Annotated in this window: 15 protein-coding genes and 1 pseudogene; 7 read left to right on the plus strand and 9 right to left on the minus strand. The window is 67.4% G+C overall.

The features are described from left to right. Window positions 1–65: 65 nt before the first annotated feature. The 5 genes and pseudogenes from RMN86_RS11095 to RMN86_RS11115 form a co-directional block, all read right to left on the minus strand. Window positions 66–1,352 (minus strand): MFS transporter, encoded by a 1,287-nt coding sequence (locus RMN86_RS11095; protein ID WP_309605907.1) that lies wholly within the window; start codon window positions 1,350–1,352, stop codon window positions 66–68. A gap of 84 nt (window positions 1,353–1,436) precedes the next feature. Further along, a complete protein-coding gene (scpA, locus tag RMN86_RS11100) occupies window positions 1,437–3,593 on the minus strand; it encodes a methylmalonyl-CoA mutase (RefSeq protein ID WP_309605908.1) in 2,157 nt (718 codons plus the stop codon). 169 nt (window positions 3,594–3,762) lie between these two features. Further along, entirely contained in the window at window positions 3,763–5,193 is a 1,431-nt protein-coding gene (locus RMN86_RS11105; protein ID WP_309605909.1) for a methylmalonyl-CoA mutase family protein, read from the minus strand. A gap of 63 nt (window positions 5,194–5,256) precedes the next feature. Further along, window positions 5,257–6,090, minus strand: a complete 834-nt coding sequence (locus RMN86_RS11110; protein ID WP_309605910.1) for a peptidylprolyl isomerase — start codon at window positions 6,088–6,090, stop codon at window positions 5,257–5,259. A 34-nt stretch (window positions 6,091–6,124) separates the two neighbouring features. Further along, window positions 6,125–8,083 (minus strand): annotated as a pseudogene (locus RMN86_RS11115) (DUF3604 domain-containing protein). A gap of 129 nt (window positions 8,084–8,212) precedes the next feature. On the opposite strand from RMN86_RS11115, the gene RMN86_RS11120 reads away from it, so the two are divergent. The 4 genes from RMN86_RS11120 to RMN86_RS11135 all read left to right on the plus strand — a co-directional run bounded on the left by RMN86_RS11120 (window position 8,213) and on the right by RMN86_RS11135 (window position 11,616). Next, a complete protein-coding gene (locus tag RMN86_RS11120) occupies window positions 8,213–9,229 on the plus strand; it encodes a HupE/UreJ family protein (RefSeq protein WP_309605911.1) in 1,017 nt (338 codons plus the stop codon). Window positions 9,230–9,303: 74 nt separating this feature from the next. Then, entirely contained in the window at window positions 9,304–10,308 is a 1,005-nt protein-coding gene (locus RMN86_RS11125) for a nitronate monooxygenase family protein (RefSeq protein ID WP_309605912.1), read from the plus strand. A 255-nt stretch (window positions 10,309–10,563) separates the two neighbouring features. Then, window positions 10,564–11,310, plus strand: coding sequence for a PEP-CTERM sorting domain-containing protein (locus tag RMN86_RS11130; RefSeq protein ID WP_309605913.1), 747 nt, complete (start codon window positions 10,564–10,566; stop codon window positions 11,308–11,310). Between the two features lie 66 nt (window positions 11,311–11,376). After that, window positions 11,377–11,616 carry a DUF2188 domain-containing protein gene (locus RMN86_RS11135; protein ID WP_309605914.1) on the plus strand — a complete coding sequence of 80 codons (240 nt, stop codon included), beginning with the start codon at window positions 11,377–11,379 and terminating at the stop codon, window positions 11,614–11,616. Between the two features lie 3 nt (window positions 11,617–11,619). Here the strand turns inward: RMN86_RS11135 and RMN86_RS11140 are convergent, their stop codons facing one another. The 3 genes from RMN86_RS11140 to RMN86_RS11150 form a co-directional block, all read right to left on the minus strand. After that, window positions 11,620–13,038: an MFS transporter gene (locus tag RMN86_RS11140; protein ID WP_309605915.1), complete on the minus strand. Its 1,419-nt coding sequence runs from the start codon at window positions 13,036–13,038 to the stop codon at window positions 11,620–11,622. Further along, window positions 13,035–13,484 (minus strand): MarR family transcriptional regulator, encoded by a 450-nt coding sequence (locus tag RMN86_RS11145; RefSeq protein WP_309605916.1) that lies wholly within the window; start codon window positions 13,482–13,484, stop codon window positions 13,035–13,037. The genes RMN86_RS11140 and RMN86_RS11145 overlap by 4 nt, the downstream gene beginning before the upstream one ends. Before the next feature lie 111 nt (window positions 13,485–13,595). Further along, window positions 13,596–14,381, minus strand: a complete 786-nt coding sequence (locus RMN86_RS11150) for a PhoH family protein (RefSeq protein ID WP_309605917.1) — start codon at window positions 14,379–14,381, stop codon at window positions 13,596–13,598. Window positions 14,382–14,723: 342 nt separating this feature from the next. On the opposite strand from RMN86_RS11150, the gene RMN86_RS11155 reads away from it, so the two are divergent. After that, on the plus strand, window positions 14,724–15,251 hold the full coding sequence (locus RMN86_RS11155; protein ID WP_309605918.1) for a gamma carbonic anhydrase family protein: 528 nt from the start codon (window positions 14,724–14,726) through the stop codon (window positions 15,249–15,251). Between the two features lie 40 nt (window positions 15,252–15,291). Here the strand turns inward: RMN86_RS11155 and RMN86_RS11160 are convergent, their stop codons facing one another. Then, entirely contained in the window at window positions 15,292–18,363 is a 3,072-nt protein-coding gene (locus RMN86_RS11160) for a type ISP restriction/modification enzyme (RefSeq protein ID WP_309605919.1), read from the minus strand. Between RMN86_RS11160 and RMN86_RS11165 the strand changes: the two genes are divergently transcribed. Both RMN86_RS11165 and RMN86_RS11170 read left to right on the plus strand, forming a co-directional pair. Beyond that, window positions 18,362–18,871 (plus strand): gamma carbonic anhydrase family protein, encoded by a 510-nt coding sequence (locus RMN86_RS11165; protein WP_309605920.1) that lies wholly within the window; start codon window positions 18,362–18,364, stop codon window positions 18,869–18,871. The genes RMN86_RS11160 and RMN86_RS11165 overlap by 2 nt on opposite strands. Window positions 18,872–18,976: 105 nt before the next feature. Further along, window positions 18,977–19,747, plus strand: a complete 771-nt coding sequence (locus RMN86_RS11170; protein WP_309605921.1) for a hypothetical protein — start codon at window positions 18,977–18,979, stop codon at window positions 19,745–19,747. Window positions 19,748–19,965 lie beyond the last annotated feature (218 nt).

The raw sequence follows: 19,965 nt of genomic DNA on the forward strand, positions 1-19,965 counted from the left end.
TCAGCACGCGATAGACACGCCGGAGCTCGAGCCATCGCGCTCCGGCTCGGCCGCGCGGCGTGGGGTCAGACGATCTTCCCGCGCCGGACCTGGCGCAGGGCCAGATAGATCGCCGCGGCGCCCAGGAAGCTGAAGGGCAGCAGCGACTGGCCCAGGCGAAAACCGCCGGTCGCGTCTTTCGCCAGACCCCAGAGCCAGGGGAACAGAAACGAGCCCAGTTGGGACACGCCGTTGATGGCGGCGACGGTGACGCCCAGCGCGCGGGGGTGGACGATCTCGCCCGGGATCAGCCAGTTGGTCGCGCCGACCGTATAGTAGGCGCTGAGCGCCACCAGATAGGCGGCGATGATGATGCCGGGCGCCTGGACGGCCGCCATCACCGCGAAGGCCGCCGCGGTGATCGTCAGCGTGACGACGGTGTGCAGGTAGCGCTCGCGCGTGCGGTCGGAGTTCCACCCGCTGAAGATCATCCCGACGGCCCCGATCAGCCCGGCGAAGGCGACGACATAGCCGACCTGGGCCGGGCTGAGCCCCGTGGCCGCTCGCAGGATCGTGGGAGCCGACAGGGTGAAGGCGTAGAACGAGCCCAGCAACAGGAAATTGGCGGCGGTGATCGCCAGGACCTGCGGACGCAGGACCGCGCGCAGCAGGCCGTGGTCGGGCGCGCCGGTGGCCAGCGCATCGGCCGCGAGACGGGCCTCAAGCCAGTTACGCTGGTCCGGCGAAAGCCAGGTCGCCTCGGCCGGGCGCCGTGGCAGGCGCAGGAAGAAGAGGCTGAGCAGCAATGCCGGCGCGCCTTCGATCAGCAACAGCCATTGCCAGCCCAGGAGCCCCAGCCGGCCATCCAGGCTTAGCAGCGCGCCGGCTATTGACCCCATGACCAGGGAGGCCAGGGGGCCGGCGACGTAGAAGCGTGAGATCGCGCGCCCCCGATAGGCCTGAGGGAACCACTGGCCAAGATAGTAGATGACCCCCGGAAAGAACCCCGCCTCCGCCGCGCCGAGGGCGAAACGCATCGCATAGAACTGCCAGGGCGTGCGGATCAGCACCGTAGCCATGGCGATGACGCCCCAGGTGATCATGATCCGCGCCAGCCACCGGGGCGCGCCCACGCGCATCAGCGCCAGGTTCGAGGGCACCTCCAGCAGCGCGTAGCTGATGAAGAACAGGCCCCCGCCAAAGCCGTAGACCGAGGCGGTGAAGCCCAGCTCGGCGTTCATCTGCGGCGCGGCGAAGCTGATGTTCACCCGATCCATGAACGAGACCAGGTAGCCCAGGCCGATCAGCGGCAGCAGCCGCCAGGAGATCGCACGAAGCGTGGCGCGCTCCAGCGCGGCGTCGGATGTGGTCAAGTGCGGCCCCCGAAAGTTCGGGCCCAGCTAGGCATGGCGGAAAGCCGGTGTCGATCCGGGTCAGGCGAGCAAAGGTGGCCGCGCCTATTCCGGCGCCTGATCCTGGGCGTAGCCGAGCAGTGCGTTGAGCCGTTCGATCACCGAGATCGCCGCGTCGGGGACGGTGGTTCCGGGCGTGAAGATGGCCGCGACGCCCATGTCTCGGAGAGCGGCGAAGTCCTCGGGCGGGATGACCCCGCCCACCACCACCATGATGTCGGCGCGTCCCAGGTTCTTCAGTTCCGCCTTGAGGTCGGGCACGAGCGTCATGTGCCCGGCGGCCAGCGAGCTTGCGCCGACCACATGGACGCCGTCGGCGACGGCCTGGGCGGCGGTTTCGGCCGGGGTCTGGAACAGATCGCCAATTTGAACGTCGAAGCCCAGGTCGGCGAACCCGGAGGCGATCACCTTCTGGCCCCGATCGTGGCCATCCTGACCCATCTTGGCGACCAGGATGCGCGGTTTTCGGCCATCGGCATGGGCGAACGCCGCCGCCATGTCCTGCGCCCGGCGCGCCTGGTCTGTGACGCCGCTTTCGCGCAGATAGATGCCGGAGACCGCGTTGGCGTGGGCTTGGTGCCGCCCGAACACCCGCTCCAGCGCGTCGGAGATCTCGCCGACCGTGGCCTTGGCGCGCGCGGCGCTGACCGACAGTTCCAAGAGGTTGCCATGCCCCGCCGCGCCGGCGGTCAGGGCCTCGAGCGCCGCACCGGCGGCGGCCGGGTCGCGTTCGGCCTTCAGGCGGGCGAGCTTGGCCAGCTGTTGCTCGCGCACCGCGGTGTTGTCGACCTTCAGCATCGGGATCTCGGCGGCGCGCTCGGGGCGGTAGCGGTTGACCCCGACCACCGTCTGCAGGCCCGCGTCGATGCGCGCCTGAGTGCGGGCGGAAGCCTCCTCGATGCGGCGCTTGGGCAGGCCCTCCTCGATGGCCTTGGCCATGCCGCCCAGCGCGTCGACCTCGGCGATGTGGGTCAGGGCGCGCGCGGCGAGGTCGGCGGTCAGGCGCTCGATGTAATAGCTGCCGCCCCAGGGGTCGATGACCCGGCACTGGCCGCTCTCGGCCTGCAGGAACAGCTGGGTGTTGCGGCTGATGCGGGCGGAGAAGTCCGTCGGCAAAGCAAGGGCTTCGTCCAGCGAGTTGGTGTGCAGGCTCTGGGTCTGACCGCCGACCGCCGCCATCGCCTCGACGGTGGTGCGGGCGACATTGTTGAACACGTCGTGGGCCGCGAGGCTCCAGCCTGAGGTCTGGGTATGGGCGCGCAGGTTCAGGCTGCGGGCGTCTTTCGGAGCGAACTCGGCCTTGATCAGCCGCGCCCAGAGCAGGCGCGCGGCCCGCTGCTTGGCGATCTCCATGAAGGCGTTCATGCCGGCGTTCCAGAAGAACGACAGGCGCGGCGCGAAGCTGTCGACCGGCAACCCGGCCGCGACGCCCGCCCGGACGTATTCGACGCCGTCGGCCAGGGTGTAGGCGAGCTCCAGGTCGAGCGTCGCCCCGGCCTCCTGCATGTGATAGCCGCTGATCGAGATCGAGTTGAAGCGCGGCATCTCCCGGCTCGTATAGGCGAAGATGTCCGAGACGATCCGCATCGAGGGGCCGGGCGGATAGATGTAGGTGTTCCGCGTCAGGAACTCCTTCAGGATGTCGTTCTGGATGGTGCCTGCCAGCTTGGCGTGCGGCACGCCCTGTTCTTCGCCGGCGACGATGTAGAGCGCGAGGATCGGCAGCACCGCCCCGTTCATGGTCATCGAGACGCTCATCCTGTCGAGCGGGATGCCGTCGAACAGCGTGCGCATGTCGAGGATGGAATCAATGGCCACGCCCGCCATGCCGACGTCGCCCTTTACCCGGGGATGGTCTGAGTCATAGCCACGGTGGGTGGCCAGGTCGAAGGCGATGGAGAGGCCCATCTGACCGGCCGCCAGGTTACGGCGATAGAAGGCGTTGGAATCCTCGGCCGTGGAAAACCCCGCGTACTGGCGGATGGTCCACGGGTTGGTCAGGTACATGGTCGGATAGGGGCCGCGCAGGAACGGCGCCAGGCCCGGGTAGCCTGCGAGCGTGTCGAGGCTGGCCGTGTCGGCAGGCCCATAGGCGTGTCGGACCGCGATGCCTTCAGGCGTGTTCCATGGCTCGCCGGTGGGGCGGGCCTGATCGGGCAGATCGGCGTAGGGCAGTGACGCGAAGTCCGGGAATTTGCTCATGCGCCGACCTGTCTTCCCCCGGTACGGGGGAAATGTCGGCGATGGCGAAGCCGGCCGACAAAGGGGGGAGTGCTTTCGGCCGCGCGACCTCCCCCATTGACCCGCGACGCAAGAGCGTCTTGGGCCACTTGCCCCGTATCGGGCGAAGACCCGTTTGCCAGGGCAACGCTCACGCCGCCACCTCGAAGGGCTCTGCGATCCGCATAGGTGCCAGCGGTGGGCAAGAGCTGTCCGGGCCGGGCAGGCGAGGCGAGGGGGCCGCAACGGCTTTGGCGGCGCCGATCTCCACCTCGACCGGCTGCGTCTTGTCGGGCGGGAAGGCGGTGACGCCGATGATCCGCGGTTCCGGGCGGGCGGCGTTGGCGGTCGCGACCGCGCGGGCGACGTGGCCAGATGTCAGGGCGGCGATGATGCCGCCGGCGGCCTCGATAGTCTGGAACTGCGCCCAGGCGGCGCGCGCGATCTGGTCGGTCATCGCCTCGACATAGCCCGAGCCGGCCGCGGGGTCGGCGACGCGGCCGATGTGGGCTTCCTCCATCAGCACCAGCTGGGCGTTGCGGCTCTGCCGCCGCGCGAACTCGGTCGGCAGGCCCAGCGCATCGGTGAAATTGCCAAGGACCAGAGTGTCGGCGCCTCCGACAGCCGCGCCGAAGGCGGCGGCGGTGAGCCGGATCATGTTGGTCCAGGCGTCCCTGGCGGTCAGCATGCGCCGCGACGAGCGGGCCTCGATGCGGGCGACGGGATCGGCGCCACAGGCGGTGGCGACGCGAGCCCAGACGGCGCGGGCGGCCCGCAGCTTGGCGATGGTCAGGAAATAGTCGGCGTCGGCGCTGAGCCCCAGGGTGACGCTGGCAAAGGCTTTTTTCATCGGCAGGCCGGCGCTCACCAACGCCTTGGCGTAGGCGATGGCGGCCGCTGTCGCGAAGGCGATCTCAAGCGCCTCGCCGCCCCCGGCTTCGTGCGCCACTCGGCCGGAGGCGAGGAACAGCTGGGCGCGAGGGTAGGTGTCGGCCAGCCGCGCGGCAGCGCCGGCGCAGGCCACCAGATGCGCCTCGATCGGGCCGGGGCTGGCGCCGCGGGTGGCCCAGGCGCCGAACGGGTCAAGATGGAAGCGAAGCAGGGCTCCAGGGGACGCCTTGGCCGTGGCGGCCAGCCAGTCGGCGGCCTGTGGACCCAGGAACCCGGCGTCGAGGGCCACCGGGGCGAACTCCAGGATCACGCCGTCCAGCGCCCGGGCAAGGTCGGCGGCCGATCCGATGGCGACCCCGGCCTGGCCGGTCGGATCGATGCGCAGGATCGTTGACGCCGCCCCGCCCCGCAGGTCGGTCAGGATCTCGGCGTTGGCCCGGTCCGGGTCGGGATGGGCGGTGAGCGTGGCGACCTCCCCGGCGCGGTCGCCGGGGACCGCGCGGGCCGGAGCGCTGGACTGGTCCGCCGGGGCGTAGAGGGGCGCGATGCGCAGGCCCTCGACCGTGGCCGTCTCGATCGTCGCGTAGGGTGACTCGCCGAGCGTTTTGTCGACCAGGGCGCGCCAGTCGGCCGTGGTGGCGGGCGCGAAGTCGCCAGCGAGAGCAGGGGCGGGGGCAGGGGCGTCGGCCATGGCGGGAAATGGTCCCGCATCATGGCTGGCGTCAAGATCACGCTAGGTGACCTTGCAGCCGTCTCAATCCTCGGGCACGCCGGCCACCACCACGCGGTAGCGTTTTCGCAGGCTGTGGAGGAAGGCGGCGTTGGCCGCGCCGCGGCGCTCGGCGAGCCAGGCGTCGCGCACCTGGTCGCGGACGGCCTCGAAGGCCGTGGCGGCAGCCTTGCGACGGGCGGTGACCTTGACGATGTGCCAGCCGTAGGGCGACAGCACCGGCCCCTGCCAGGTTCCGACCGGCGCGGTCTCCAGCGTCTTGACGAAGGCCGCGCCGTAGTCGCGCAGCAGATCCTGCAGGCTGGCGTCGTCGTAGGCCAGGGGGAACAGGAACGGGTCGCCGGTGGGGTCGGCTCGACCGCCTTCCTCGGCGCGTTCCAGCGCCTGGCCGGCAGCCTTAGCCGCGCCGCCGTGCGGCCGATCGCCGGAGAAGAACACCTGCTGGAAACTGACCCGGCCGGCGGCGGCGTAGCGGTCCGCGGTCCGGGCGAAGTCGGCGCGCAGGGTCGCCTCGCTTGGCTCAGCGCTCTGGGCCACGTCGTCGGTGGCGAAGGCCATCTTCTGCGCCAGCCGCCGGCGGACGATCATGTCGCCCTTGTCGAGGCCCAGCCTCAGCGCCTCGCGGGCCAGCAGTTCCTCGTCGATGCGCTCGCCTATGATTCCCGCGAGTTCGGCCTTGCTGGGCGGCCGCTGCATCTGCGCCTCCCAGTAGGCGCCGAGCTGATTGAGGTCCTGGGCGTCGAGGCGCACCACGGGCCGGCGCAGGGACTTGACCGCCGTCAGACCGCCAAACAGCAGGGCGCCGATCAGCAGGAAGTGGACCAGAGGCTCGCGCGCGATCCGGCGCAGGACGCTCATCGCGCCGCCTGACCCCCCACCTGCGGGCGGCGTCTCAGGCCCTGGGCTCATACCAGATCGGCGAGGACCAGGCCCGCTCCACGATGGTCTTGGCGAGCGTCGGGTTGGGCGGCGTGCCGTTGCGCAAGGCATCCCAGGTCGACCAGCGGCAGGACGGATTTTCCAGGACGCGCAGGTAATAGAACGCCCGCTGGCCCGGCTTGAAGGTCGGGTCCGTCCACAGGGTGCGTAGTTCCACGTCGCCCTTGAAGCGGTCCGGCTCGCACGTGGCCATGTTGACCCCGGCCCCATTGTCCGGGCAGCGCCAGGTGGTCCTGTTGAGCGCCAGCTTGTCGGAACAGGCGACGTCGAACACCTGTTCCCTGGCCGCGCCGTTCTCGACCCAGCCCTTCACCACCTGGGCGCGCTGCAGATAGCCGGAGTTCGGGTCGCGCACCCCCCAAATCAGGAACTTCGGCGCCCTGCCCTTGGAAGAAGGGCCTTTCGAAGGCGCCAGATCGCCGCCCATGGGGACGCCCTTGGCATAGGCTTCGTGCACCAGATCGGTGCGATGGGCGAGGTCGTCGGGATAGTCATAGCTGGCGAAGAACCGCACCCGGATGCGCGGACCCGACGTGGCGAAGGTCTCCTTGCGGCGCAGCGCCGCGAAGATCGCCTCGCGGGAGTTTTCCTCGGCCCAGACGCCGGCCAGACCGGACGCGCCCCAGGCTTGATAGGGCGTGAGCGCGTGAGCCGAGTCCGGGGTGTCATCGGGCCAGGTCTTGGCGCCCTTCGGCGGGGTCGATCCGCGCTGTTCTGGCAGGCCGTCGGAGCGGCCGACCTTGGAGAAATAGTTGCGTTCCTCCACCGAACCGGGTGCTGCGTTGTGGGTGTCGCTGGAGCCGATGAAGCCCATCTTGAAGGGGTTGAAGCCAACCTTCTCACGCATCAGGATCCCATCCTTCAGCGCCTCGCGGACGTAGCTGCCGTGGAACTTGGTCACCGATTGGGAGCCGCCGATATAGCGCTCCATGATCTCGAAATTCGCCCACTCGTCGTTGGGCGACAGCGAGGGGTGGACCTCCGACGTTCCCTTGATCTGGGTGATTTCGACCAGCGGCTCGTTGCGCATGCGCAGTTCGGCATAGGCCCTGTCCATCGGCGAGCCGTCACGCCTGGTCGGCTCGAACATCAGTCCGTCGCTGCCATTGGAATTGTGGGGGATCGACAACACGTCGATGCCCTTGGCCCGCTAGGCGTCCATGGTGCGCCACAGGGTCTCCGGGTTGTCGGCGCCCGGCGCGCCGCGCGCGGTGTAGGGCAGCACCGGGACCTTGCTGGTCCGGAAGATGACGTTGCGGTGCAGGTTCCGGCCGTCCGGCGCGGAGGTGTATTCGTAGCCCACCAAGGTGGTGAAGCGGCCTGGATCGTTGTGACGAGCGGCGGCGGCCTGCACCTCCGTCCAGGCCCGGCCGGCGATGTCGGGCGCGCTGAACGCCTTGGGCATGGTCCCGGCATGGCTGAGCGCGACGATCTTGTTGAAGGCCGCGCCGATGGCCTTCGGGTCAGGGCTGAACAGACCCTGGACGAGCGGTTCCCTGGAGAGCGGGCTCTTCGGATCGTTGGCCTCGCGCATGGCGCCCATGTATTCGGAGTGGTCGGTCACCGCGGTGAAGTCCAGCGGGCCTCCGGCGCGGCGGATATTGAACCCCGAGGCATGTCCGATGGCGCCGCCCTTGGCGAAGCTGTAGGCGTCGTCGGGGGTGGCGCGGACGTTGAAGATATAGGCGTCGAACGACAGCCCGGTGTGGACGTGCAGGTCGCCGAAGTAGGCGTTGCGATTGGCGTTGTAGCCGGGCAGGTGCGCGGCGGGCGTCGTCGCGGCCTTGGCGCGCGCCGCCGGCGCGACGGGCGCGGGAGGTTCGCCGGGCGCCTGACCCGCGAAGCCCAGGCCACCTAGAATGACCACGGCCGCCAAGGCCATGGCCGGACTCCGCCCGCGCTGCCGATCCATCGTATTTGCCTCCCCCAGCGGATCGCTCTTGCCGACGATCAACCGGCCGACGTTCCGTTGCGTGATGATTGTGCTCTTCGCTCCCGGCTGTCAAAACTTGACCTTAGGTGAAAGCGGCTGGGGGCGGCTTTGAGATCATCGCCATGGGCAGGGCTGGTCGCGGGGCTCGTCCTGCTATTCGTCGCCACGGCGCCCGGAGGCGCGTCGGGGCATGAAATTCGCCCGGCGCTGATCCAGATCACCGAGATGGGTCCTGGGCGCTACGACGTGGTCTGGAAGCAGCCGATGGTCGGCGACATGACCCTTCACATGGTCCCGCACCTGTCCTCGGGCGTCATCGACAGGGAGGCATCGAGCACCACCAGCGCGCCGGGCTTCCTGACCCGCACCTGGCGCGTGCGCGGCGGTCCCCCGCTGGACGGCCAGATTGTGCGCATCGAGGGCCTGCAACAGACGGTCACCGACGTGCTGATGCGGGTGACCACGGCCGACGGCAAGACGATCAACGACGTGATCCGTCCGGGCGATCCCAGTCGCCGACTTGCGCTGGCCGCGCCAAAGGGCGTGCGGATCCCGGCCTATCTGGCGCTGGGGATAGGCCACATCCTGACCGGCGCCGATCACCTGATGTTCGTGCTGGGGCTGTTGTTGCTGATCGGCCCCGGCTGGCGGCTGGTGAAAGCGGTCTCGGCGTTCACTCTGGCCCACAGCCTGACGCTGGCGCTGGCGGCGCTGGGCTTCGTGCGGTTTCCCTCGGTGATCATCGAGGCGCTGGTGGCGCTGAGCATCATTTTCGTGGCCTGCGAATTGGTCCGGGCGCCCGGACGGCCGGAAACTCTGACCCGCCGCCAGCCGTGGCTCATCGCCTTCACCTTCGGCCTGCTGCACGGCCTGGCCTTCGCCGGAGCGCTGGCCGAGGTGGGTCTGCCCGCGGGTGCGGAACGGATCGCGCTATTGCTGTTCAACGTCGGGGTCGAAATCGGCCAGCTGATGTTTATCGGCGCGGCGCTGGCGGTGATCACCGGCCTGCGAGCCATCCGCCGCCGCCTCAGCTTCGACTCCACGGTTTTCGCCCGCGTCGCGCCGGCCTATGTCATTGGCGGCTTCGCGGCGTTCTGGCTGATTGAGCGGGTCTTGGCGGTCTGATCCGCACCGGCCTTGCCGAACCCGTCTTTTATTGCGTACGATGTAAATAGAAATTCATTCTGAGGAGTCCATTGATGGCCCTGCCGCCCGTTCTGCGTGACCGCCTGCGTCTGCCGGTGATTGGCTCGCCGCTGTTCATCGTCTCCAACCCGGATCTGGTCATCGCCCAGTGCAAGGCCGGCATCGTCGGTTCCTTCCCGGCGCTGAACGCACGGCCGGCCTCGATGCTGGACGAATGGCTGCACCGGATCACCGAGGAGCTGGCGGCCTGGGACCGCGACCATCCCGAGGCGCCGTCGGCGCCCTATGCGGTGAACCACATCGTCCACAAGTCCAGCGACCGCCTGGAGCACGACGTCGAGGCGACCACCAGGTGGAAGACGCCGATCATCATCACTTCGCTGGGCGCCCGCGAGGACGTCAACGCCGCGGTGCATACCTATGGCGGCACCGTGCTGCACGACGTGATCAACGACCGGTTCGCTCACAAGGCCATCGAGAAAGGCGCCGACGGCCTGATCCCGGTCGCCGCCGGCGCCGGGGGCCATGCGGGACACCTGTCGCCGTTCGCCCTGATCCAGGGTCTGCGGGAATGGTTCGACGGGCCGATCGCGCTGTCGGGCTCCATCGCTCACGGCCGCGCGGTGCTGGGCGCCCAGGCGATGGGCGCGGACCTGGCCTATGTGGGCTCGGCCTTCGTCGCCACCCAGGAAGCCAACGCCGATCCGGCCTATCAGGCGATGATCGTCGCCTCGACCGGTGAGGATATCACCTACACCAACCTGTTCACCGGGGTGCACGGCAACTACCTGACGCCGTCGATCATCGCCGCCGGGCTGGACCCCGCGAACCTGCCCACCTCCGACGCCACGGCGATGAATTTTGGCTCCGGCGGCAACTCCAAAGCCAAGGCCTGGCGCGACATCTGGGGCTGCGGCCAGGGGATCGGCGCGGTCAAGGACGTGCTGACGGCCGGCGAGTTGGTGGCGCGGCTTTCGGCGGAGTACGAGCAGGCCAAGGCGGAGCTGGCGGTGAAGATCGCACTCACCGAGCGGCGGGTCGCGCTGGCGGCGGAGTAGGCTGCGCACCCTAGTGTGCTGGATCTGAAGTTCGCCTTCTTGAGGGATCAGGCTCTGAGCGAACTTCAGATCCAAGAAGCACACTAGAAAACAAACACTTGCTAGTGTCCTCGTCGATCCCGAAGTTCGACCGCGCCCGCCTCAAGCGCCCGCGAACTTCGGGATCGGGACACTAGAACGCCGTTCGCCCGTCAGGGGAGAGGCGTTGCTTTCGCGCGGGATCGGCCCAGAAATGGCTGCTCGGGGGGATCGAGCATGCGCCGAACACTGACTTTCGCCGGCTTTGCGGCGGCTCTGGTGCTAACACCCTGCGCCGCCGGGGCGACGGTCATGGTGCTGGGCTTCGAGCGGGTGAACGCCGCCTATCCCTCGACCAGCTACGCCCGGATCCTCAATTTCTATAGCGGCGGGACGTCGAGCCAGGCGACCACGGGGACGAACTTCGGGATCAGCTTCGCGGCCAACGCCGTGGCGGTATGCCTGAACGCGCTTGGCGGATCCTGTTCCAATGCCTCGACCGGCGGCCTCTCGGCCACCTCGTCCCAAGGCGCGCTTGGCCTCGACAGCGGAACGTCGACCTATCTGAACTTCACCTCGGCCTATACCGGGGCGATCGCCTTCCGCTATCAGGTGATCGGCTCGGTGGCCGCCATCCAGGCCTTCGATGGCCTGAACGGCGCGGGCACGGCGCTGACCGCGGCGCTGCCGCTGTTCAACACCGCGCCGGGATGTGCCGCCTACAACGCGCCGCTCTGCCGGTTCGGGCCAGGCGGGCTGGGGTCGGTGACCGGCGCCCGGTCGATCGTGTTCAGTGGCCTGCCCGGTCATTTCGTGTTCGACGACCTGACCTTCGGCGCCGGCAACGACCCCTTGCCGCCGCCGCCGTTCGGCGGCGTGCCGGAGCCGGGCGCCTGGGCGCTGATGCTGCTGGGGTTCGCCGGTCTGGGCGCGGGCCTGCGCCGGCGCCGGCATGCCGAAGCAAGCACTCTGGCCAGGATCTAGCCCCCGACGATTGTCGCGCGCCGGCGGACCGCCCATGTAGGGCGCTGCCGTCAGCGGAGATTTCAGATGAGCCACGTCACCTACAAGATCGTCGAGCATGACGGGGGCTGGGCCTATGCGGTGGACGGTTCGCTGTCCGAGACCTTTCCCAGCCACGACGCGGCGCTGGCCGCGGCCCGCCGCGCCGCCGGCGAGCAGCGGGTTTCCGGCGACACCCACGGCATCGTCTATGAAGACGCCCAAGGCATGGTCCACGAGGAACTGTCCGACGGCGCGGACCGGCCGCGAACCGAAGTCGAGGGTTGACCTCTATCTGCCGTTCATCTCGTCGCCGGCGTTGGCGGGCAGGCGGGCGAACCAGAACATCGAGATCAGCGTCACCGCGCCGATGACGGCGAAGGCCGGCGCGACGGTGGCGCCGGTCAGGTGGGTTTCGCCGCGCAGGCGCATCAGGAAATGCAGCAGGGTGGCGGCCAGGCCGATGCTGACCGACTGGACAAACTGCTGGGCCATGGACGCGGTGGTGGTCCCGCGGCTCATCTGCGACTGGTCGAGGTCGGCGTAGGCCATGCCGTTCAGGCTGGTGAACTGCAGGGATCGGAAGAAGCCGCCGACCGCCAGCGCCACCATGATCAGCCAGTGCGGGGTGTCGATCCTGAACAGCGCGTAGACCATGAAGGTGGCCGCGCAGATCACGCCGTTGACCAGCAGCACGCGCCGAAAGCCGAACCGGCGCAGGATCGGCGGGGCGGTGGTCTTCATCACCAGGGCGCCGACCGCGGAGATGAAGGTCATCAGGCCGGCGGCAAACGCGCTCATGCCAAAGCCGACCTGCAGCAGCATGGCCAGCAGGAACGGCGTCGCGCCCGGCACCAGGCGGAAAAAGGCGCCGCCCAGCACCGAGGCCTGGAAGGTGGGGATTCGGAAGATTCGCAGGTCGATGATGGCGTGCGGATTGTTGAGCGCATGGCCCCAATAGAGGCCCAGGCCGGCGAGGCCGGCGGCGAACAGGCCGGCCACGGCGACCGGCGGCAGGACGTCGCGGCCCAGGGTTTCAAAGCCGAAGATCAGGCCGGCCAGGCCAAAGCCGGTGAGGAAGATGCCCAGCCAGTCGATCGGCGAGACCTGCTGTTCCTTCACGTTGGGGACAAAGGCGCGGACCAGCAACACGCCCGCCACCGCGATCGGCAGGTTGAGGAAGAAGATCCAGCGCCAGGAGACGAACGTGACGATGGCCCCGCCCAGCACCGGGCCGATCACCGGACCCAGCAGCGCCGGCATGGTCACCACCGACATCGCCCCGACCAGTTCGCTCTTGGGCGTGGTGCGCAGCAGCACCAGGCGCCCGACCGGCCCCATCATCGCCCCGGCGCAGCCCTGGAACAACCGGGCGGCGACCAGCTGAGGCAGGCTGTCGGCAAAGCCGCACAGCGCCGAGGACAGGGCGTAGGCGACCATCGCGATCATCAGGATCCGCTTGGCGCCGAAGCGGTCGGCCATCCAGCCGGAGATCGGCAGGAATACCGCCGAGGCCAGCAGGTACATGGTGATGGCGATGTTGAGCCGCAGCGGCTCGACGTGCAGGGCGCGGGCCATGGCCGGCAGCGCATTGTTGATCGAGGTGGCGTTCAGCGTCTGCATCAGCAGCGCCGAGCCGATGATCGCCGGGATCACCCAGCCTCTGAGCCTGGCGTCGGCCGGCGCGGGCGTCTCCTGGGCCCCGATCATGCGTCGAGACCGATGAGCTTGAGCAGCGGGCCGGCGGCTTGGGCCAGCCGTTCGCGCTCGCCGGGCGACAGACGCACCAGGCGCGCGGCCAGCCAGTCGTTGCGGTGGCGCTGGATCGCCTCGTGCTTGCGCAGGCCGGCGGGGGTGACGATGAGACCCTGGCGGCGACCGTCCCGCGGGTCGCTGGTCCGGCGCAGCCAGCCGGCGGCCTCCAGGCGCTTGACGTGGCTGGACATGGTCGGCCGCGAGATCTGGTCGAACTCGGCCAGTTCGCTGACGCCGACGCCGGGGTGTTTGCGGAGGTAGCCCAGGATCAGCGCGTCCTGCGCCGAGAGCCCGACCTTCTGCGCTTCCTGGCGGAGCCTTCGTGAGACGCGAAGGAGCGGGCCGCGCAGGGCCTCGGCCAGGGCGGAGACGGTGTCGGATTCGACCGTGGAGATGGACATCGAAGTCGCCAGATAGTTAGATTGTCTAACTATCTATCTCCGCAGGACGGCGAGGGCAACCCGCTCGACATCGCCATCCGGTCTTCGGATGACGATGTCGGTCTTGAAGGGTCAGAGAACCCCCAGCATCTCCGCGACCAGGGGGTGGCGCACGATGTCGCGGTCGGCGAGGCGGACGACGGCGATGTTGGCGACGGCTTCCAGCTTGGCCGAAACCGGGGCCAGCCCGGAGAATTCCGGCAGCAGGTCCGACTGGTCCGGGTCGCCGGTGACCACCATGGTGGAGTGCCAGCCCAGCCGGGTCAGCAGCATCTTCAGCTGCACGTAGGTGCAGTTCTGCGCCTCGTCGATGACCACGAAGGCGTTGTTCAGCGTGCGCCCGCGCATGAAGCCCACCGGCGCGATCTCGATGGCGCCCTCGGCCATCAGCGCCCTGACCCGCTTCATCGACAGCCGGTCCGAGAGCGCGTCGTAGAGCGGGCGCAGATAGGGAGCCAGCTTGTCCTCGGCGTCGCCGGGCAGGTAGCCGATGCTCTCGCCGGCTTCGACGGCGGGGCGCGACAGGACGATCCGCCCGACGCTGCCGGACTCCAGCGCCTCGACCGCCTTGGCGATGGCCAGATAGGTCTTGCCGGTGCCGGCCGGGCCCAGCGCCATCACCAGGTTCTTGGCGTCGATGGCGTCGATCAGCGCCTGTTGGCCGGGGGACTTGGCCTTGATGGTCTTCAGATAGCCCTGCTCGCGGTCCTCGTTGGAGTTGTGGTGGGTCAGCGGCGACCAGCCGCGGTCGAGCGGCAGCCTGCGGATCTTATCGTCCCCCTCGAACTGGCGCCCCTCGAACTGGCCGCCGTCGAACGCGCCTTCACGCAACTGCCGCTTCAGGGCTCGCTTGGTCATCAAAAGCCTCCATTACGCCGAGAATTTGAGGGACAAGAAAAAAGGGCGTCTCCGCGATGGAGCGCCCTTGGTCAGCTACGAGGGTCGGAAGCCGTCGGCGTGCGAAGTGCGATCGCCCGCCCGGGGGATCGCCCCGGGATGCCGGTCCGGATCCGAGGATCCGAGGGGACAACACACTCAGCGCCATCAACTCCGCCCAGCGCGAGACACGAAGCCGAGGGTCGGCCCCGCAGCGGATTTCGGGAAGGGGTATCGCCCTGTCGAATCGCATCGCTAGTATGACCTTAACGTGGTTTCCGAAGTGTTAAATCGGCCGATGATCGTAAGAAACGAGGTGTGCGGATGAGTGTCTATAACTTGGGCGACGTGGCGCCGGAATTGCCGAACGACGACGAATACTGGATTGCGCCCACCGCATCCGTGATAGGCCGAGTGATTCTCAAGAAGAACGCGTCGGTCTGGTGGGGGGCGACCCTGCGCGGCGACAACGATCCGATCATCATCGGCGAGAATTCCAACGTCCAGGACGGATCGGTGCTGCACACCGATGTGGGCTCGCCGCTGGTGCTGGGAGCCAATGTGACGGTGGGCCACCTGGTGATGCTGCACGGCTGCGCCATCGGCGACAATTCCCTGGTGGGGATCGGTTCGATCATCCTCAACGGGGCGGTGATCGGGAAGAACTGCCTGATCGGCGCCAACTGCCTGATCACCGAGGGCAAGGAAATCCCCGACAACTCCCTGGTGATGGGCGCGCCGGGCAAGGTGGTCCGCGAGATTTCGCCGCAGCAGGCCGCCGTGATGGCGGGCGGCGCGGCGCATTATGTGGAGAACTGGAAGCGGTGCCGGCGGGAGTTGGTGGAGGTTTGAGCTGGGCCGTTGTCGCCCTGCGTCGCGGAAAAGAACGCCGTTATGGCGCTGCCCGCGAAGCGACCGGCATCGCCGCCATGGCGTCGGTGACGGCGACGGTTTTGAGGCTGACGGTGACGACGCGCGCCAGCAGGTCCACGACCTTTTCCTTGTAGGCGGCGAAGCGGTAGGTGTTGAACTTCTCGCGGATGGTCGGGTCCTTGGGGGTCTTTTCCTTGTGCTGGTCCAGCACCCAGTCAATCGCCGAGCGGTTGCCGAGGCGGTAGCGCCAAGCCTCGGTCGGGATGCCGGACAGCTGGGTATCGGCGTCCAGCACAACCACGCCCTCGTCTGGAGCGGACTTCAGCTTGACCGCCGGCGTCGTGTCCTCGGCCCGCTTCGGGTCGGGCGTATCGGTGCGGGTCAGAGCGAAGGGTTCGACCGTCTCATAGCCGATGTGCATATCGAGCAGTCGCTGGCCCCAGTCGCGCCAGCGCTTGAAGTCCGGATAGAGCGGTATGCGCGGGAACTCGCGCTTCAGGTTAAGGGCGTAGGTCTCTCGATACACGGGATCGTGCAGCACGGCGTAGACGTAGGCGAAGATGTCGTCCTTGGTGATCAAGGCCGCCTTCCCATACCGATCAGTGAACTGCTTCAGTGCCCAGTCGGTCATGTTGTCGAGGCGGGCACCTTCCTTTGAGTATCGAAAGCGAGACGTGCAGATCGCCGCCGCTGCTGCACCCACGAGATGCAAGTCTGGGACACCATCAACCGACAGCGCCATCCAAGGCTTCTGTGCAAATGGATCGGTAAAGACGAGCGTCGGATTTGACTCGCCGCGAAACATCGAGGGCAGTTGGTAGGTGCGGCCGTTGAAATGTTGATCGAAGTAGACCCAACGCCGGACAAACGGTCGATATGCCGCTGAGAGGACGCGGGTTTCCTCGAATTTTTTAGCAACACTTCTCTGGCGATAGCGATCAAGTTCGGCGTCCCACTTGATCGTTGCACGCTCTTCCGCCTTGGGGTCGCGCCGGACCATTTCGTAGATGTCCACGAGGTGTTGGACCTTTGCGGTCAGCGCCTCTCGACTTGAGTCGTAGACCCACTCATCTCGCTGCGTCTTCAAGCCGTTGGACATTAGCCGAAACAGCGCTCTGTGCTGACTGGTGGTTCGTGTTGCCGAAATTCTCGGGTCAACCAGCGGGATCAACTTGTCCCAGTCATTGTCGGATCGATCGAGCCAGTCATTCTTGCGATCCGGCTGGATCGTCTCCACAGCCAGCTTGCTCAAGCCCCCGATGGACGAGATCGCCGACAGCTTCTCCTCCGCTGTCTCCATCTCGGGGCGACGCGCGTAGCGGATCACAGCCCCGCCCTTGTGGCCCTTCTTCTTGACCAGGAAGACCATGGCCACGCCGGTCTGGATGCCGAAGACATTGTGCTTGGTTCCCGAAAGCTTGGGATTGTCCCGCACGTCGCCGCCCAGGTCGAAGACCCAGATCTCCGCGAACTCGCGGGCGATCACCTTGCGGAATCCGTCGTAGGCCGCCTTGGCGAAGGGCTTTCGCCCAATGATGAAGGCGATGACGCCCTCGTCCTTCACCCGGTCCGACGCCCAGCGGACGAAGCGGGTGTACATGTCGTAGACGCTGTTCTTATTTTGGGCTGTGCCTTCCTTGATGTAGGTGGCGGCGATCCTTTCATCGACACGCTGATAGGCGCGATTGGCGTTGTTCTGGTTGTAGTTTTCCTGCCAAGCATTGTAGGGCGGATTGCCAATCACCACGCTGATCTTGCGGCTGTTCTGGCGCTTCACCCGCTCGGAGTTTTCGTCAGAAATGGTGGCGAACATGTCAGGCTGATGGGCGGAATAGATGCCGAGCGCAGCCACATTATCCAGCGTGTCCACGAAGCAGAGCCCGGGGAACTCCTCGTACTTGCCGACGATGGCGGCATAGGTCGCTTCGATGTTCAGATTGGCGACGTAGTAGGGCAGGATCGCCACTTCGTTGGCGTAGAGCTCGCTGAGATACTTGTAGACCAGCTTTTCCGGCTGCCCGCGAAAGTGCTCAATCAGTTCGACAATGAAGGTGCCGGTGCCGGTGGCCGGGTCGAGAATGTTGACGTCCCGGTCGATCAGCGACTTCTTGAAATGCTTCTCGCAGAGCCAGTCGGCGCTCTCGATCATGAAGCGGACGATCTCGTTGGGCGTGTAGACCACGCCCAGCTTGTCGGCGGCCTTGGGGTTATAGACCTTGTAGAAGTTCTCGTAGATCGCCTTGAGGAAGCCCTGCTTTTCCGAATGCGAGCTGATCAGCGCGGCGGTGGCGCGGATGGCGGCGTAGTAGGGCTCCAGCGCCGCCAGGGTCTGGCGCTTGACGTCGCCGCGCCAGAAGGTGGCGTCCAACTGGTGCAACGCCTGGGCGACGTTGTTCTCGCGATGGAAATCGTCGTTGCCGAAGACGCGGGCGAAGATGTCCTCGGTCAGGATGTGCTGGATGAGCATTTCTCGCACATCCTCGGCGGTGACCGAAGGATTGATCGAAGACTTGGCCTGTTTCAGGAAAGCCTCGGCGGCGATCTGATAGGTGGGGTTCGAACGCTGCGCGTCGTCGATCCGTTCACGCAGGGCGACCAGGACGGCCGGCAGATCGGCCTTGAACTGGACGATGGCCTTCCTGAATTCGGCGATCTCGGGCCGTTGCCAGCCGAAGAACAGCTCCAGCAGGTTCTGGAGCGCCGCGCCGTCGTCGGTTTTGCAGCGGATGACCTCGGCGCCGTTCTGAATCAGGACGGCGTGGACCGAGTCCTCGAAGATGATGTTGGTGGTTGGGTAGCCGCGTCGCAGCTTCTTGGCGATTTCCACGTCAAGGTCGTCGTCGGCGTCCTTGGCCTCCCAGTAGCCGAAGGGCACCCTCAGGTCGTGCATCAGCGCGCCATCGACGTAGTTGCGGACCTTGGCGGTCGTGATGAACTCGTGCTCAGGGATGAAGATCAGGCTCTGGGATCGCCCCCACTTCTTCAGCAAATCCTTGAACGCTTCACGGACGACCGACTCGCGCTGCGCGCCTGAGACGCGCTTCAGCGTGGCGAGGTCGTTCAGATACTCGTTGATCAGCAGCTGGCTCATGCGCCCCCGAGCAATCTATCTCCTGCGGACCCTCGTGCTTGCAAGCACGGTATCGTCTTGGATCGCTCTGACCGTCTCATACGACGGAGTTCTCCTCCACTTTTGGTCGGGAGGGGCCGCCGAGTGTAGAGCTCAAATGCCCGCTTTCGGCTGGACCAGTCATGTCCGCTGCCGGCGCAACACCGATGTGGGCTCGCCGCTGGTGCTGGGAGCCAATGTGACGGTGGGCCACCTGGTGATGCTGCACGGCTGCACTGTCGGCGACAATTCGCTGGTGGGGATCGGCTCGATCATCCTCAACGGGGCGGTGATCGGGAAGAACTGCCTGATCGGCGCCAACTGCCTGATCACCGAGGGCAAGGTGATCCCCGACAATTCCCTGGTGATGGGCGCGCCCGGCAAGGTGGTCCGCGAGATCAGCCCCGAACAGGCCGCCGTGATGGCCGGCGGGGCCGCGCACTATGTGCAGAACTGGAAGCGCTGCCGGCGGGAGCTGCGCGAGGTGTGAGAGGGGCCCGGGCGGCGGTCCGCCGTTGGCGCGAGAGCCGAGGTCGGCGTCCGGCCGGAGGCGACGCGCTTGGGGCGGCCGTGACTGAGCCCGGCGCCTGACGGGATGAAACATATCCGGCCGTCAGCCGTTACCGCCCAACGCCAATGGCCAGTCAGCCGCAATGGCAACGCCCTTTGCCATAGGCAGGAGAACACCATGTTTCGTAAAACCATGCTCGCTTCGCTCCTCGCTACGAGCGCAATGACGCTCGCCATCGCGGCGCCTGCGTCTGCGGCCAACAAGTCGGACCGCGCGCGTGAAGCCATCGCCGCCGCCGAGGCCAAATTGCAGACCGCCGAGTCCCTGGGAGCCGCCACCGAGGCGCCGCGCGACACGGCAGATGCGCGCGCGGCGCTCGCCACCGCCAAGGAGGATTTCAAGTCCGGCGATCGGGAGCCGGCGATCCGTGACGCGATCCGGGCTTCGGCGCTTGCCGACACCGCGATCGGCATCGCTCAGCGCCACAAGAACGACGCAGTCGCCTCAGCGCGTGAAGCCCAGCGGGCGACGGCTGAAACGGCCCGCAACCAGCTCGACGCCGCGCACGACCAGGCCGCCACCGCCCAGCAGCAGGCGGCCGAAGCCAACGCGCGCGCCGAAACCGCCCAGAAATCCGCGGCGGCGTCCGCGGCCGACGCGGCGGCCGCCCGCAATGCCGCTGTGCTGGCCGCCCAGACGCCACCTGCTGGGCCGCAGGTCGAGACCACTGTCACCACCCAGCATCCGGCCAGCGGCCATTCCACCGTGCACAGCAAGGTGAAGCGTCGGACGACCGGCCCGGTTGCCGCGCCCACGGATCAGGTCACGACGACGACCAAGGTGACCCCGCAGTAGGCCGGCGGGTTCGGCCTTCGACCGATTGTTGACGTTCCGCTCTACCTCCCCCGCACAGCGGTGGGAGGTAGTGTCCGAACCCCACCCGCTTCAGCCACTCCGGGGGTCCGTTTCGGGACGCAGCTTCGAGATATCCAGGCGCGCCAAGGCTTCGCGCCGCGCCGCATAATGATTGCCCAGGGATTTACGGTGATGGTGTGGACGGCGCTCGCGAGCGC

Source organism: Phenylobacterium sp. (genome assembly GCF_031360265.1).
Taxonomy (GTDB): Bacteria; Pseudomonadota; Alphaproteobacteria; order Caulobacterales; family Caulobacteraceae; genus Phenylobacterium.